Source organism: Blastococcus sp. Marseille-P5729 (assembly GCF_900292035.1).
GTDB lineage: Bacteria > Actinomycetota > Actinomycetes > Mycobacteriales > Antricoccaceae > Cumulibacter.
In genome coordinates this window covers 416,845-431,655 of record NZ_OMPO01000001.1, presented here as the reverse complement: position 1 = coordinate 431,655, position 14,811 = coordinate 416,845, and the positions used below count along the sequence as shown (strand labels likewise).

The following is a 14,811-nucleotide window of genomic DNA, read 5'->3' as shown; positions in this document are numbered from 1 at the left end:
TCCGTGCGTTGCACCAGGGCCGCCGCTGGTCGACATTCGCGGGGTAGGGTTCTCGGTGAGCGTCATCACCGGTCACTGAACCTCACGTGTCGACGCTTTCACTCAACAGGAGGTCCACTTGCTTCTTCGTGAAGTCCTCGGAAGCAATCTGCGTGCTCATCGCGAGCACCAGAAGCGTTCGCTGCGGGATGTCTCGGCAGCGGCGCGCGTCAGCCTGGGCTACCTGTCGGAGATCGAGCGGGGCCGCAAGGAGGCCTCATCGGAGCTGCTGGCCTGCATCTGCGATGCCCTCGACCTCGAGCTGGCCGACCTGCTCGACGATGCCTCCACGGATCTTCGTCACGCCGCATTCATCGGCGAGAGCGCCGAGCGTCCTGCCGCCGCAGACGTGCGCCTGGTCTTCGGCCAGGATGAGCGCGAGGTCGTATCGGTCTAGCCGCCGATGAGTGCCAAGAACAAGCTTCTGGACCCCCTCGCCGGCGCGCTCGGTGCCGCCGCCGGCGTCGGCTCGTTCTTCCTGATCCCCGGGCTCGCCGCGGCGATCCCCGCAGCGATCGGGATCGGTGCCATCGTGTACGGCGCGAAGGTGGCTGCGTCGTCGTTCGCCGACAAGGGCGCAACGGGCGCCCCCAAGCCGAGCGTCGGCGCCGGCTCCGAGCACAGCGCGCCTGCCCGGCTCAAGCGCGGATCACGAGCCGAGGTGTGGCACGGCCGTGGCCACAAGGCCGTACGCGGCATGCAGGACATCGTGGCCGGCACCCAGCAGGAGGTCATCAAGGGCCAGCTGGAGAACGTCGCCCTCGAGGCCCGTGACTCGCTCAGCGTTCTCGACCAGCTCGCCGGCCAGATCGCCGCCGTCGAGCGCAGTCTGGACCAGATGCCGGCTGCATCACTGCGAGATCAGCGAGACCGGCTGACGGACGCGGTCGCCACACCAGGTGCTCCCGAGACACTGACCGCGGAGCACCAGCGGGCACTGGACTCGGTGATCGAGCAGCAGCGGACCGTCTCCCGGCTGCAGGAGGTTCGCACCGGCCTGCTCGGCCGCATGGAGGCGATCGTGCTCGGCCTGGAGCGACTGCAGGCCGACATGAACGAGACCGTCGCGACCGGCATCACCTCCGGTGGCGTCGTCGACCCCGGTGGCGAGCACCAGCTGCGTGATCTCAGCGACCAGCTCGCGGGCCTGCGCGCGGGGCTCGAGGAGTCCAAGCGCTATACGGCGGAGGTCCTGGGGCCCAACGCGTGATCGACCCGCACGCTCCTGCGCACGTCCGCGATAGCATCGGCAGGAACGCACAGACCCACACCGCACCACATCGATCGGGAGGATGCGCCGCATGGCCAACCCATTCGTGAAGTTCTGGAAGTACCTCATGGCCGCATTCGGCGCGAAGGTCGATGAGGTGGCTGACCCGAAGATCCAGATCCAGCAGGCCATCGAGGACGCTCAGCGCCAGCACCAGTCGCTGTCGCAGCAGGCCGCGGCCGTCATCGGCAACCAGCGTCAGCTGGAGATGAAGCTGGACCGGCAGATGACCGACGTCGAGAAGCTCGGGGCGAACGCGCGGCAGGCACTGAGCCTGGCCGACAAGGCGCGCGCCGAGGGCGATGAGCAGAAGGCGCAGCAGTACGAGCAGACCGCGCAGTCCTTCGCCACCCAGCTGGTCGCGGCCGAGCAGCAGATGGAAGATCTCAAGCAGATGCACGACCAGTCGCTGGTCGCGGCACAAAGGGCCAAGGAAGCGGTCGAGCAGAATGCCTACCGGCTGAAGACCAAGCTCGCCGAGCGCACCAAGCTGCTCAGCCAGCTCGAGCAGGCCAAGATGCAGGAGCAGATCTCGGCGTCCCTGAACCGGATGGGCGAGCTGTCGGCACCGGGCAATGTGCCCTCCCTCGACGAGGTGCGCGACAAGATCGAGCGTCGCTACGCCAACGCGCTGGGCGCGTCCGAGCTGGCCGAGAACTCGGTCGAGGGCCGGATGATGGAGGTCGAGCGCTCGACCCTCGACATGGCCGGCCAGGCGCGCCTGGACCAGCTCCGCGCCTCCATGGGCGGCAACAAGCTGGGCGGCCAGGCGGCGCCCACCAGCCAGAGCACGCCCGCTCCGGCACAGCCCGCTCCGGCACAGCCGAACGCGCCGCGACGCGAGGCCGGCGGAGCGACCCAGTAGGCGCTGCGCCATGACCACAGGCCGCCCCGACGGAGGCAGCAAGCTGTGGCGTGACCTGGCAGCATCGGTAGTGCAGGACGTCGCCGACCGGGTTCGCGCCTCGGCCGCCGATGCCGAGGCGCATGCTCGCGCACGGATGGACCCGAGCGTTCCGCATCGCGTGTCTGCGTCGCCCCCGACTGCACCGACGGCACCGGGAAAGCCACCCGCGTTGGGTCGCGAGCTCAAGCACCTCGTTGCCCAGGGGCTACGGGCCACCAACGACTCGATCAGCGAGTACCAGTCCGAGCGCGAGCGGCGCAAGGTAGAGGCACCGATGCGGCGCGCGCAGAGCCGTGCCACCGCAGCCAAGGTCGGCGCCGCAGGCATGGGGGTTCTCGCCGTCTCACTGCTGGCCGGCGGCGCCGGAAGCATCGCCATGGAAATGCCGGAGTACGCCGTCCCGCCGCTGGTGATGACGGTGGGCGCCGGAGCCGGCACGGTGGCGCTGAGCCGACGCGGACGTCGCTATCAGGACGAGGCAGACCGGTACGCGCAGCGGCTCGGCGCCGCGTCGGCGTCCGCCATCTCCATCCACGGCGCCTCGGCGTACACCATCCCGATGCCCAGCCCGTCGTCGCTGGCCTACGACCCGACCCGCCGGCTCGTCGCCCAGAAGGCGGCCCTGGCAGAGCTGCTCACCGACGTCTCAGAGATCGCGCCCGAGCTCGGACCGCTTGCCGAGGAGTCCGAACGGACGCTGTCGGCGTACGCCGACCGGATCGTGAAGCTGGAGCGCGCCCAGCAGGCGGCGTCCGGATCGACATCCCTCGACGCGCCGCTGGCACGGGCCGTCGAGCAGTACGAGGACGGCGTCGACGCGCACAAGAAGCTCGTCGAGGCCGCCGCGACCGTGATGGCCGAGCTGAGCACGCCGCACATCCCCGACACCGCGAGCGTGTCGATCTCGGACGCCGCCGACCGGCTGCAAGGACTTGCCCAAGGGCTACGCGAGGTCCGTAGCGACATCACCATCGACGACCCGCTGCCGCCGTCGCCGAGCCGGACCACCGAACCGGTCGCCGAGCAGCCTCGCCCGGCTCGGCCGCGCCCGAGCAAGCGCGCTCACCGTGGCACGGAGCACGCCGGCTGAGGCGTTACCCTAACGGCATGACCGACTCCCAGGAACTTGCCGCATCCGCCTCACAGATCTATCGGACCGCCCTCGACATCATCGGCGGTATCGAGCCGCGGATCGCGGAGGCGACTCGCAGCGAGCTCGCCGACCAGCGGGCATCGCTGAAGTTGATCGCCAGTGAGAACTACGCCTCGCTACCGGTGCTGATGACCATGGGCACCTGGATGTCGGACAAGTACGCAGAGGGAACGGTCGGTCACCGGTTCTACGCGGGCTGCCAGAACGTCGACACCGTCGAAGCGGTCGCCGCCGAGCACGCCCGCGAGCTGTTCGGCGCGCCGTACGCCTACGTGCAGCCGCACTCCGGCATCGACGCCAACCTCGTGGCGTTCTGGGCGATCCTCGCGCACCGGGTCGAGGCGCCGGAGCTGGCGGGCCTCGGAGCCAAGAACGTCAACGAGCTCAGCGAGCAGGACTGGGAGCAGCTGCGCGGCAAGCTCGGCAACCAGCGGCTGCTGGGCATGTCGCTGGACGCCGGCGGTCATCTCACCCATGGCTTCCGCCCGAACATCTCCGGCAAGATGTTCCACCAGCGCCAGTACGGCACCGACCCGTCCACCGGCCTGCTCGACTACGACCAGGTGGCCGCCACCGCCCGCGAGTTCAAGCCGCTGATCATTGTCGCTGGCTATTCGGCCTATCCACGTCGGGTGAACTTCGCCAAGATGCGGGAGATCGCCGACGAGGTCGGCGCGACTCTCATGGTCGACATGGCGCACTTCGCCGGCCTGGTCGCCGGCAAGGTGTTCACCGGTGACGAGAACCCCGTACCGTTCGCCCAGGTCACCACCACCACCACCCACAAGTCGCTGCGCGGCCCCCGCGGCGGCATCGTCCTGGCCCAGGAGGAGTACGCGCCGGCGGTCGACCGCGGCTGCCCGATGGTGCTCGGCGGGCCGCTCTCGCACGTCATGGCCGCCAAGGCGGTCGCTCTCGCCGAGGCTCGCCAGCCGGCCTTCCAGGAGTATGCGCAGAACGTCGCCGACAATGCGCAGTCCTTCGCCGAGGGCCTGATGAAGCGGGGCGCCAAGCTCGTCACCGACGGCACCGACAACCACCTCGTGCTGCTCGACGTCTCGTCCTTCGGCCTCACCGGCCGGCAGGCCGAGTCCGCGCTGCTGGACGCCGGCGTCGTCACCAACCGCAACTCCGTCCCCGCCGACCCGAACGGCGCCTGGTACACCTCCGGGATCCGCTTCGGCACGCCCGCGCTGACCTCCCGCGGGTTCACCGGTGAGGACTTCGATCGCGTGGCCGAGCTGGTCGTCGACGTCCTCGCGCGCACCGAGCCGGGGACGACGAAGGACGGCAAGCCGTCGAAGGCGTCCTACCGGCTGGCCGACGGGGTGGCCGACCGCACGAAGGCGGCGGCCGCCGAGATGCTCGACGCGCACCCGCTCTACCCGGGCCTAGAGCTCTAGCGCAACCGGAGGCCGCGGGGGGTGAGCCGGAAGCCTGCCTCGGCGAGGGCGGTCGCGAGCGGTCCCCGCAGGTCGATTCCCTCGCCGTCCGCGCGCTGCACGTGCAGCCCGCCGACCGCCCCGCCGGCCTCGGCGAGGGAGCGCGCTGCGTCGGTCAGGACGCCGGGATCGTCGCTGAAGCTCAGCAACGACCTCCCGCCACGCTCGACGTACAGGGCGAGGACGCCGTCGCGCAGCACGACGAGCGCTCCTGCCTTGCGGGCCGGCCGGTGCTTCGAGGCCTCGCCGTCCGGCCCACGGCCCTCCGGCCAGGCCAGCGCCGCACCGTAGGGGTTGGCCGGGTCACTGGCCGCCAGGACGACGGTTGAGCCGTCTGGCTCGCTGGCCCGGAGCCGGTCGACCGCGGCTGCGGTGGCGAACTGCGCCGCGCCGAGCCCCTCGACGAAGTAGCCGCGCCGCACGCGACCGGCGTCCTCGTAGGCAGCCAGCACCGGATAGAGCGCGGCGAAACCTCCGGGGACCTCCTCCGCCTGCACCGGCCCGCGGGTCAGGACGCCGTACCGCTCGAGTAGCACGTCTGCCACCAGCTGTGCTGCCGCCGGGTCATCGTCGGCCTGGGCCACCAGCGACCAGCGCCCCGAGACGGACGGCGGGCTCGGAGCGGCACCGCGCGCCCGTACCCGGCCCGGGCGGCCCCGGCGGCTCGTCGCACGGGTGCGCGTCTGGCCGCTGAGGCGGGCTCGCAGCGGCGCGAGCGTGTCGTTGGTGAGATGCCCGGCCCAGGTCAGCCGCCACAGCGCCTCGACGATGTCGTTCTCCGGCGTGACGACGTCCTCGGTGCGGATGGCGGCGAGCAGGTCCCGGAAGAACAGCGCCGGCTGGGCCCGGGCTACATCGAGCACGCGCTGCTCGAGCGGGTCGGTGACCGGCTCGGGTTCTGGCGCCAGCCCGACCAGGTCCGCAGGCAGCAGCCGCAGGTAGCCGTCCTTGCTGGCGGAGCCGGCGCCCACCCACGTGACCTCGCCCGCAGCGGTCAGCTCATCGAGCATGGCGGGGGAGTAGTCGCGCACCCGCGACGGCAGGATCAGCGACTCCCAGGCGGCCGCGCCGGCAGCCGCGCCGGCGAGCTGCTCGATGACGCCGAGCACCCCATCGGTTCCGCGGTGAGCCCGCTTGCCGACGGACTGCCACTCAGCGAGGAAGCGGGCGTAGGCATCATGTGCCACCGGCTCGACCTCTGCTCGGGAGCGCGCCAGAGACCGGCGCCGGATGCGCCGCAGCACCTCGACGTCGCACCATTCGTCTCCCGTCGCCCCGGGAGTCATCTCGCCCCTGGTGACTCGCCCCTCGGCCACCAGCTGCTCAAGGCCGCGATGGACGACCGCCTCGCCGAGCCCCAGCCGCCGCGCGAGCCGGGCAGCGGTGAACGGCGCGTGGGTGCGGGCGTATCGGCCGAGCAGGTCGCCGAGCGGGTCGGGGGTCACCGCGGTGTAGGCCTCGGGCACGCCGACCGGCAGTGCCACGCCCAGCGCGTCCCGGTAGCGTCCGGCATCCTCGATCGCGATCAGTCGCTGCTCGCCGGCGATACGCAGATCGAGTGCGCGCCGCTGGACCAGCAGCTCGTCCGCCCACGCAGGGTCGCCGCCGCGGCCGGCGATCTCCTCGCGGGTCAGGTCGCCGAGCTCGCGCAGTACGTCGGCCAGGGTCTCGACGGACCCGATCGCGCGTTCCGGCGTCAACCGCTGCAGGGCGGCCTCGACCTCGATCAGCGCGTCGGGGTCGAGCAGCTCTCGCAGCTCGACCTGCCCGAGCAGCTCACGCAGCAACGACAGGTCGAGCGACAGCGCGCCGGAGCGCCGCTCGGCCAGCGGAACGTCCTCTTGATAGATGAAACTCGATACGTATCCGAACAGCAGGGACTGCGCGAACGGTGACGCTGACGCAGTCTCGACCTCGCTGAGCGTGACGGTGCGCCGCTCGACCTGGGTGAGCAGGTCGATCAGGCCCGGCACGTCGTAGACATCCTGCAGGCACTCGCGCAGGGTCTCCAGGACGATGGGGAAGTCGCCGTACTGCGCCGCGACCGACAGCAGCTGGGCGGATCGCTGGCGCTGCTGCCACAGCGGGGACCGGCGCGAGGGGTCGCGCCGGGGGAGCAGCAGGGCGCGAGCAGCGCACTCGCGGAACCGGGCGGCGAACAGCGCCGAGCCCATCAGCTGCTCGGTCACCAGCTGTTGCACCTCGTCCGGGTCGACCGTGATCAGGTCGACGTCCGGTGGCGCGCCGGTCGTGTCCGGCACCCGCAGCACGATGCCGTCGTCGCCGTGCATGGCCTGGGCGTCGGACCCGTACTCGCGCTCCAGGCGAGCCCCGATGATCAGCGACCAGGGCGCGTTCACCTGGTCGCCGAACGGCGAGTGGACGACGACCCGCCAGTCGCCCAGCTCGTCCCGGAACCGCTCGACGACGATCCGGCGGTCGTGCGGGACCACGCCGGTCGCGGCCCGCTGGGCGGCGACGTACTCGCGGAGGTTGCGCACCGCGCTGTCATCCAGCGCGCTGAGCGCGGCGGGAGTGCCACCGGCGTCGAGCTCGCGGAGAAAGGCACCGATGGCGCGCCCCAGCGGCAGCGGCCGGCCCTGCTGCTCGCCGGTCCAGAACGGCATCCGGCCCGGGACGCCGGGCGCGGGCACCACCAGCACCCGGTCGTGGGTGATCTCGACGATGCGCCAGGTGGAGGTGCCGAGCAGGAAGACGTCGCCGACCCGCGACTCGTAGACCATCTCCTCATCGAGCTCGCCGACTCGCCGTCCGCCGCGCTCGTCACCGGCGATGAACACGCCGAACAGTCCGCGGTCCGGGATCGTCCCGCCGGACGTGACCGCCAGCCGGGCCGCGCCGGGACGCCCGCGAACGGTATCGGTAACGCGGTCCCAGACCAGGCGCGGACGCAGCGAGGCGAACTGGTCGCTCGGGTAGCGACCGGAGAGCATATCGAGCACCGCCAGGAAGACCGGCTCGGGCAGCGACTGGTAGGGCGCCGCGCGGCGCACCAGTGCGTAGAGATCGGCGACGGAGTACTCGGCATCCGCGCAGATCGCGACGAGCTGCTGCGCCAGTACGTCGAGCGGGTTGGCCGGAATCCGCAACGGCTCCAGGTCGCCGGCGTGCATCCTCTCGACCACGACCGCGGTGCTCACCAGATCGCCGCGATGCTTGGGAAAGAACACTCCGGAGCTTCGGACGCCGACCTGATGGCCCGCCCGCCCCACTCGCTGCAGGCCCGACGCGACCGACGGCGGCGACTCGACCTGGACCACCAGGTCGACGGCGCCCATGTCGATCCCGAGCTCGAGACTGCTGGTGGCCACGACTGCGGGCAACGAGCCGCTCTTGAGGCCCTCCTCGGCGATCAGCCGCTGTTCTCGACTGACCGAGCCGTGGTGAGCCCGGGCGATGACATGCTCCTCGTCGGGGGCGTGCCCGACCCCGCTCTGCGCGAGGATCTCGGCCGGCGACGGCGCGTCACCGGCATCGACGCCCGCGTCGTGCGCGGCTCGCTCGTTGAGCCGCGCCGTGAGCCGTTCGGCCGACCGGCGCGCATTGGCGAACACGATCGTCGAGCGGTGGCTGCGAACCAGGTCGTAGACGGCGTCCTCGACGGCGGGCCAGATCGACCGCCGGGTGTTGCCGGCCGCGTCGGTCTGGTCGGACAGGTCCGCCATGTCCTCGACCGGGACGACGACCTTGAGGTCGAGCTCCTTGCTCGAGGCCGGGGCGACGACTGTGGCTGGGCGGCCGGCGCCGGTGAGGAAGCCGGCCACCGCATCGACCGGCCGCACGGTGGCCGACAGACCGATGCGCTGCGCAGGACGATCCAGCAGGTCGTCGAGGCGCTCCAGTGAGAGCGCGAGGTGCGCACCCCGCTTGGTGCCGGCCAGTGCGTGGATCTCGTCGACGATGACCGTCTCCACCCCCCGGAGGGCTTCTCGCGCTTGGCTGGTGAGCAGCAGGAACAGCGACTCCGGCGTGGTGATGAGGATGTCGCCCGGCGCGCGGGCGAACCGGCGACGTTCGGGCGCGGGCGTGTCACCGGTGCGGGTACTCACCTGCACCGGGCTGGTCTGGCAGCCCAGGCGGGCCGCGGCGTGCTCGATGCCGACGAGCGGCGCGCTGAGGGTGCGCTCGACGTCCGCGGCCAGAGCCTTCAGGGGTGAGAGATAGACCACGCGGCAGCGCCGCAGCGGCCGGTCGGGCGGCGGCGCGGTGATGACCCGGTCGATCGCGGTCAGGAAGGCCGCGAGAGTCTTGCCCGAACCGGTCGGCGCGACCACCAGCGCGTGCTCGCCGCGGGCGATTGCCTGCCAGGCCTGCTGCTGAGCGGGGGTCGGAGCCTCGAAGGCATTGGCGAACCAGGTACGGGTCGGCGGTGAGAACAGCCCGAGTGGATCGGGCGGCGCGGGATTCTCGTCGGCCGGCATCCCACCATCATGCCCGCCGGCACCGACATGATCCGGGGCCGTCCGGAGGTTAGCCTCCGATGCGGCATGGCAGGATTTCTGCATGGCCATCACTTCGTCGGGACGCCGTGCGTCACGGGTGGTGCTCGCGTTGCTGTTGGCCCTGGTTGCGGCCCTGCTCAGCGGGTGCCTGCGCTACACGCAGTCCTTGACGATCGCCGCCGACGACACCGTGTCGGGCATCATCATCATCGGCGCACGCAAGCAGGGCTCCAGCGGCGATGCGCCGATGCCGACGCCGCAGCCCGGGCAAGAGCTCCCTGCGCCGACGAGCACTACCTCGCGGATCGTGGTCGCGCCGTTCGACCACGACCAGGAGAGCGGCTACAAGATCACCTTCCGTGGAGCGACCTTCGACGAGGTGTCGCAGTTCGCCCCGCTGGGAGAGAAGGGCGGCCGGTTGGAGCTGTCCCGCGACGGCAACGACATCCTCGTCTCGATGACGATCGACCTGACGCATGCGGTGCCGGCCGACCAGATCGACTACTTCAAGCAGAACGCCAAGGCGACCGTCCAGCTGATCGTCCCGGGCACCGTCGTCTCCACCGACGGACAGGTCGACGGCCAGAAGATCTCCTGGGACCTCGAACCGCTGGAGCTGAACACGCTCCACGCGCGGGTCGAGTCGCAGCCAGGAACCCAGGCGACCGAGACCAGCAGGTCCATCGACCCGGTCCGCGCCGGGATCATCGGCGCGATCCTGCTCGGCCTGCTCCTGCTCGGCTGGTTCCTGGGCCGCGACCGGCTGCGGATGCTGCTGGCGCCGGGTGGGTCGGCCGGGCAAGCACCCAGCTGGGCAGGGCAGCGCGGCCGCATCGACGAGGGCCGCCCGGCCAAGAGCGCGGCTTCCAGTCGCCAGACCCCGCCCCTGCCGATCCCGCGGGCGGATACCGCGCCGGACCCGTTCGGCGAGACGCCGCCTGCGCCCACCACACCGGCCCCGCCGCGCACCACGCCTGCCCCGGCTGCCTCTGGAGTGCCCGAGAGAGTCGGCCGACCGCGCGCCGGTCACCCGATCCCCGGTGGCGGCTGGCCACCCCCGCGCCCCCGATGGAAGGAAGAACGATGAAGGACACGCTGTACGAGGACGAGCACGAGGCCTTCCGAGAGAGCGTCAAGGCGTTCTACGCCAAGCACGTCTACCCGCACTACGAGCAGTGGGAGAAGGACGGGCAGATCGACCGCGAGGTCTGGCGTGAGGCCGGCGAGGCGGGACTGCTGGGCACCGACGTCCCGGAGGAGTTCGGCGGGGGCGGCATGGCGGACTTCCGATTCAACGCGGTCATCGACGAAGAGAGCTGCCGCGAGTCCACGCCCGGCTTCGGCATCACCCTGCACAACGACGTCGTCGCGCCCTACCTCCTGGAGCTGACCAACGACGAGCAGAAGCAGCGGTGGCTGCCCGGGTTCACCAGTGGCGACCTCATCACCGCCATCGCGATGACCGAGCCGGGGACCGGCTCGGACCTGCAGAGCGTGCGTACGACCGCACGTGAGGACGGCGACTCGTTCGTTCTCAACGGGTCGAAGATCTTCATCACCAACGGCATCATGGCCGACCTGGTGATCGTGGTCGCGCGTACCGAGGAGGACGCGCCCGGGTCGAAGGCACTGAGCCTGCTGGTCGTCGAGCGCGGCATGGAGGGCTTCGAGCGCGGCCGCAACCTGGACAAGATCGGCATGAAGAGCCAGGACACCGCCGAGCTGTTCTTCGACAACGTGCGGGTGCCGAAGGAGAATCTCCTTGGCGAGCGCGGGCGGGGCTTCTACCATCTCATGGCGAACCTGCCCCAGGAGCGGCTGTCGATCTGCGTCGGAGCGCTCGGCGCGATCGACGGGATGCTGGCGCACACCCTCGAGTACGTGAAGGGGCGCAAGGCGTTCGGGCAGGCCATCGGCAGCTTCCAGAACTCGCGCTTCGAGCTCGCCGACATGTACACCCAGGCGCAGATCGCCCGCTCGCACCTGACGACGATGATTCACGCGCACAACGAGCGCGAGCTCAGCGCGGTGGACGCCGCAGGCGCCAAGGCGTGGTTCACCCGGCTGCAGAACCAGACCGCCGATCGCTGCCTGCAGCTGCACGGCGGCTACGGCTACATGAACGAGTACCCGATCGCGCGGTTCTTCCGCGACGGGCGCGTGCAGTCGATCTACGGCGGCACCAACGAGATCATGCGTGAGATCGTGGGTCGTTCGCTTGGTCTCTAGCTCCGTCGAGGAGGTCGCGGCGATCCAGCGGCGTACCGTCTGGACTCTCCTCGGCTCGCAGGTGCTCGGCTCGATCGCCGTGACCGCAGGCATCGCGATGGGCGGGCTGATCCTGGCAGAGGCCACCGGCTCGCCCGCCGAGGCGGGGTTCGCCCAGGCCGCATCGACCCTGGGCTCTGCGCTCATCGCCGTGCCGGCCGCGCGGCTGGCGCTCTCCCGGGGGCGCCGGGTCTCGCTCGCGAGCACCTATCTGGTCGCGGCTGTAGGCGCTGCCCTCGTGGTGCTCGGCTCCGCGCTGGCGCAGCCGTGGCTGATCGTCGTCGGCATGCTGGGTTTCGGGGCCGGGCAGGCCGCCAGCCTGCAGGCGCGCTTCGCCGGGGTCGACCTCGCGACTCCGGCGAACCGGGGCCGCACGTTGTCCACGCTGCTGTTCGCGGTGACCGTCGGGGGCATCGTGGGGCCGAACATCTCCCGGCCGGCCGGTCGCTGGGCGGAATCGCTGGGCCTGGAGCGATATGCCGGGCCGTTCCTCGTCTCGATCATCTTGCTGCTGCTGGCGACGGTCTGGGTGCAGGTGCTGCTGCGGCCCGATCCACTGCGCATCGCCATCGAGCGGGCCGGCGAGCAGCAGACCGGACTGCCCCAGCGGCTGTCCGTGCGGCAGTCGATCGCCCTGATCTGGACCAGCCCGGCCGGCCGGGTCGGCTTGCTCGCGCTGGCCGGCGCCCACGCAGCGATGGTCGCGGTCATGGTCATGACACCGGTGCACATCGACATGCACGGGCACGGACTCGAGGTGGTGGGGCTGATCATCTCCGGCCACGTGCTGGGCATGTACGCCTTCTCGCCGGTGATGGGAGTCATCTCCGACCGGTACGGCGCCCGCACCACGGTGCTGCTCGGCGCCCTGATCCTGCTGTCGGCCTGCGCAGTGAGCATTCTCGCGGGAGATCACGGAATGGTCCTGCTCGGCATCGGCCTGTTCCTGCTCGGCCTGGGCTGGTCGGCGTGCATCGTGGGCGGCTCGGTGCTGGTGACCTCGTCGACCGAGGAGACCCATCGCCCGTCCGTGCAGGGGACGGGCGATCTGGTCATGGGCCTGTCGGCGGCCGCGATCGCGATGATCTCCGGCGTGATCGTTGAAGAGCTGTCGTACGCCGCGCTGGCCATCGTCGCGGCCGCGCTCGTGGCACCGATGATCGTGGCGCTGATGACGAGTGGGAGGGATCGCGATGCGGCTCGGTGAGTTCTGGGAACGGATGACGGCGCACTTCGGGCGGGCGTACGTCGACTCAGTGGCCCGCGACCACGTCATGTCGCAGCTGGGTGGGCGCACGATCGCCGAAGCGATCGAGGACGGGATGGATCCCAAGGCCGTCTGGCGCGTCGTGTGCGAGTGCTTCGACGTGCCCGACTCGCTGACCTGAGGGACCGACCTGCCGAAGCGTTCTTCGGCGTGTCGCGATAGCACACGTGTACGTCGAACAGTTGTTCGGATAGGCTGTCGTCCACAGCCGCTCTGGTTATCCACCACCGGCGTGCCGCAGAAGAAATTGTCGGAGCCCCTCCGTAGCGTGGGCCCCGCACACCAACCAGACCACGACATCCCGGTCGCCCGAGACACTCTGGGCGAGAGAGCTGAGGCGGAGACAATGGCAGCAGGAACCAACCGCGAGCAGGCGCTCGAGAACGCCCTCGCGCAGATCGAGAAGTCATTCGGCAAGGGCTCGATCATGCGGCTCGGCGATGAGGGCCGCGCCCCGGTCGACGCGATCCCCACCGGGTCGCTGGCGCTGGACGCCGCGCTCGGCATCGGCGGCCTGCCGCGTGGGCGCGTAATCGAGATCTACGGCCCGGAGTCCTCCGGTAAGACGACCGTGGCGCTGCACGCCGTCGCGAACGCACAGAAGGCCGGCGGCATCGCGGCGTTCATCGATGCCGAGCATGCGCTGGACCCGGTGTACGCGAAGGCGCTCGGCGTCGACATCGACAACCTGCTCGTCTCGCAGCCCGACACCGGCGAGCAGGCGCTGGAAATCGCCGACGTGCTGATCCGGTCCGGCTCGATCGACGTGCTGGTCGTGGACTCGGTCGCCGCGTTGGTGCCGCGGGCCGAGATCGAGGGCGAGATGGGCGACAGCCACGTGGGCCTTCAGGCCCGGCTGATGAGCCAGGCGCTGCGCAAGATCACCGGCGCGCTCTCGCACTCGGGCACCACCGCCATCTTCATCAACCAGCTGCGCGAGAAGATCGGCGTGATGTTCGGCTCACCGGAGACCACCACCGGTGGCCGGGCCCTGAAGTTCTATGCGTCGGTGCGGATCGACGTGCGGCGCATCGAGACCCTCAAAGACGGTGGAGATGCGGTCGCCAACCGCACTCGCGCGAAGATCGTGAAGAACAAGGTCGCCGCGCCCTTCAAGCAGGCCGAGTTCGACATCGTCTACGGAGAGGGGATCAGCCGCGAGGGCTCGATCATCGACCTCGGGGTCGAGCACGGCATCATCCGCAAGGCCGGCGCCTGGTACACCTACGAAGGCGATCAGCTCGGCCAGGGCAAGGAGAACGCCCGGCGGTTCCTGCGCGACAACCCTGAGCTCACCGACGAGATCGATCTACGGCTGCGCGAGAAGCTCGGCCTGATCGCTACTGCGCAGGACGACGACGCGGCCGCCGACGCGCTCGCACCGGCGCCCATCGACTTCTAGTAGTGGCGACCGACACGGCACGCGCCGAGGAGCTCGCCTTCAGCTACTGCCTGCGGCGACTGACAGCCGCCGCGCGCAGCGAGCATGACCTGCGCACCAAGCTCCTCGAGCGCGGCTACCAGCCGGGCGTCGTCGACAGCGTGCTCGCCCGGCTGCGCCGGGCCGGCTATGTCGATGACGAGCAGTATGCCCAGACGTGGGTGCGCAGTCGCGCCCGTGCCAAGGCGCTCACCGCGCCGGTGTTGCGTCAGGAGCTCCGACAGAAAGGGATCGCTGACGAGCTGATCGAGCGCGCCCTGCAGCACACCGACCCCGCCGACGAGGACGAACGGGCCCGCACGCTGCTGCGGCGCCGACTGCCCGCGAACCTGCCGCAGGACCGGGCCGAACGCGACCGGCTCAAACGACGGCTCGGGGGAGTACTGGCCCGCAAGGGCTACCCCGGCGCGCGGGTGTGGGCGATCGTCGACGAGGTACTGGCCGAGGCCCGGTCGTGATTGTTGCTTGCGGCGGGGCGGGCGCATAGCCTCGACTGTGCACATTCTCAACCGCAAGCCACCCGGCGAGCGGGACCCTCGCACTGACTGACGCACCGGTCGA

General features: G+C 70.6%; 12 protein-coding genes. 11 read left to right on the top strand and 1 reads right to left on the bottom strand.

The window, feature by feature from the left end:
- The first annotated feature begins 118 nt into the window (after positions 1 to 118).
- The 5 genes from DAA40_RS02060 (at position 119) to DAA40_RS02040 (ending at position 4,772) form a co-directional block, all read left to right on the top strand.
- On the top strand, positions 119 to 436 hold the full coding sequence (locus DAA40_RS02060) for a helix-turn-helix domain-containing protein (RefSeq protein WP_106848072.1): 318 nt from the start codon (positions 119 to 121) through the stop codon (positions 434 to 436).
- 6 nt (positions 437 to 442) lie between these two features.
- Positions 443 to 1,249 (top strand): hypothetical protein, encoded by an 807-nt coding sequence (locus DAA40_RS02055; RefSeq protein WP_106848071.1) that lies wholly within the window; start codon positions 443 to 445, stop codon positions 1,247 to 1,249.
- 91 nt (positions 1,250 to 1,340) lie between these two features.
- Positions 1,341 to 2,174: a PspA/IM30 family protein gene (locus DAA40_RS02050; RefSeq protein ID WP_106848070.1), complete on the top strand. Its 834-nt coding sequence runs from the start codon at positions 1,341 to 1,343 to the stop codon at positions 2,172 to 2,174.
- A 10-nt stretch (positions 2,175 to 2,184) separates the two neighbouring features.
- A complete protein-coding gene (locus DAA40_RS02045) occupies positions 2,185 to 3,306 on the top strand; it encodes a hypothetical protein (RefSeq protein WP_106848069.1) in 1,122 nt (373 codons plus the stop codon).
- Between the two features lie 17 nt (positions 3,307 to 3,323).
- On the top strand, positions 3,324 to 4,772 hold the full coding sequence (locus DAA40_RS02040; RefSeq protein ID WP_106848068.1) for a glycine hydroxymethyltransferase: 1,449 nt from the start codon (positions 3,324 to 3,326) through the stop codon (positions 4,770 to 4,772).
- Here the strand turns inward: DAA40_RS02040 and DAA40_RS02035 are convergent.
- Positions 4,769 to 9,253, bottom strand: coding sequence for an ATP-dependent helicase (locus tag DAA40_RS02035; protein ID WP_106848067.1), 4,485 nt, complete (start codon positions 9,251 to 9,253; stop codon positions 4,769 to 4,771). The genes DAA40_RS02040 and DAA40_RS02035 overlap by 4 nt on opposite strands.
- Before the next feature lie 82 nt (positions 9,254 to 9,335).
- On the opposite strand from DAA40_RS02035, the gene DAA40_RS02030 reads away from it, so the two are divergent.
- The 6 genes from DAA40_RS02030 to DAA40_RS02005 all read left to right on the top strand — a co-directional run bounded on the left by DAA40_RS02030 (position 9,336) and on the right by DAA40_RS02005 (position 14,708).
- On the top strand, positions 9,336 to 10,361 hold the full coding sequence (locus DAA40_RS02030; RefSeq protein ID WP_106848066.1) for a hypothetical protein: 1,026 nt from the start codon (positions 9,336 to 9,338) through the stop codon (positions 10,359 to 10,361).
- The gene (locus DAA40_RS02025; RefSeq protein WP_106848065.1) at positions 10,358 to 11,503 is read left to right on the top strand and encodes an acyl-CoA dehydrogenase family protein; all 1,146 of its coding nucleotides are present in this window, start codon (positions 10,358 to 10,360) and stop codon (positions 11,501 to 11,503) included. Before DAA40_RS02030 ends, DAA40_RS02025 begins: the two co-directional genes overlap by 4 nt.
- Entirely contained in the window at positions 11,493 to 12,749 is a 1,257-nt protein-coding gene (locus tag DAA40_RS02020) for an MFS transporter (protein WP_106848064.1), read from the top strand. The genes DAA40_RS02025 and DAA40_RS02020 overlap by 11 nt, the downstream gene beginning before the upstream one ends.
- Complete coding sequence (locus DAA40_RS02015; protein ID WP_106848063.1) at positions 12,736 to 12,930, top strand: DUF3046 domain-containing protein; 195 nt, start codon at positions 12,736 to 12,738, stop codon at positions 12,928 to 12,930. Before DAA40_RS02020 ends, DAA40_RS02015 begins: the two co-directional genes overlap by 14 nt.
- 225 nt (positions 12,931 to 13,155) lie before the next feature.
- Complete coding sequence (recA, locus tag DAA40_RS02010) at positions 13,156 to 14,211, top strand: recombinase RecA (RefSeq protein WP_106848062.1); 1,056 nt, start codon at positions 13,156 to 13,158, stop codon at positions 14,209 to 14,211.
- Between the two features lie 2 nt (positions 14,212 to 14,213).
- Positions 14,214 to 14,708, top strand: a complete 495-nt coding sequence (locus tag DAA40_RS02005) for a regulatory protein RecX (RefSeq protein WP_106848061.1) — start codon at positions 14,214 to 14,216, stop codon at positions 14,706 to 14,708.
- The last annotated feature ends 103 nt before the right edge of the window (positions 14,709 to 14,811 follow it).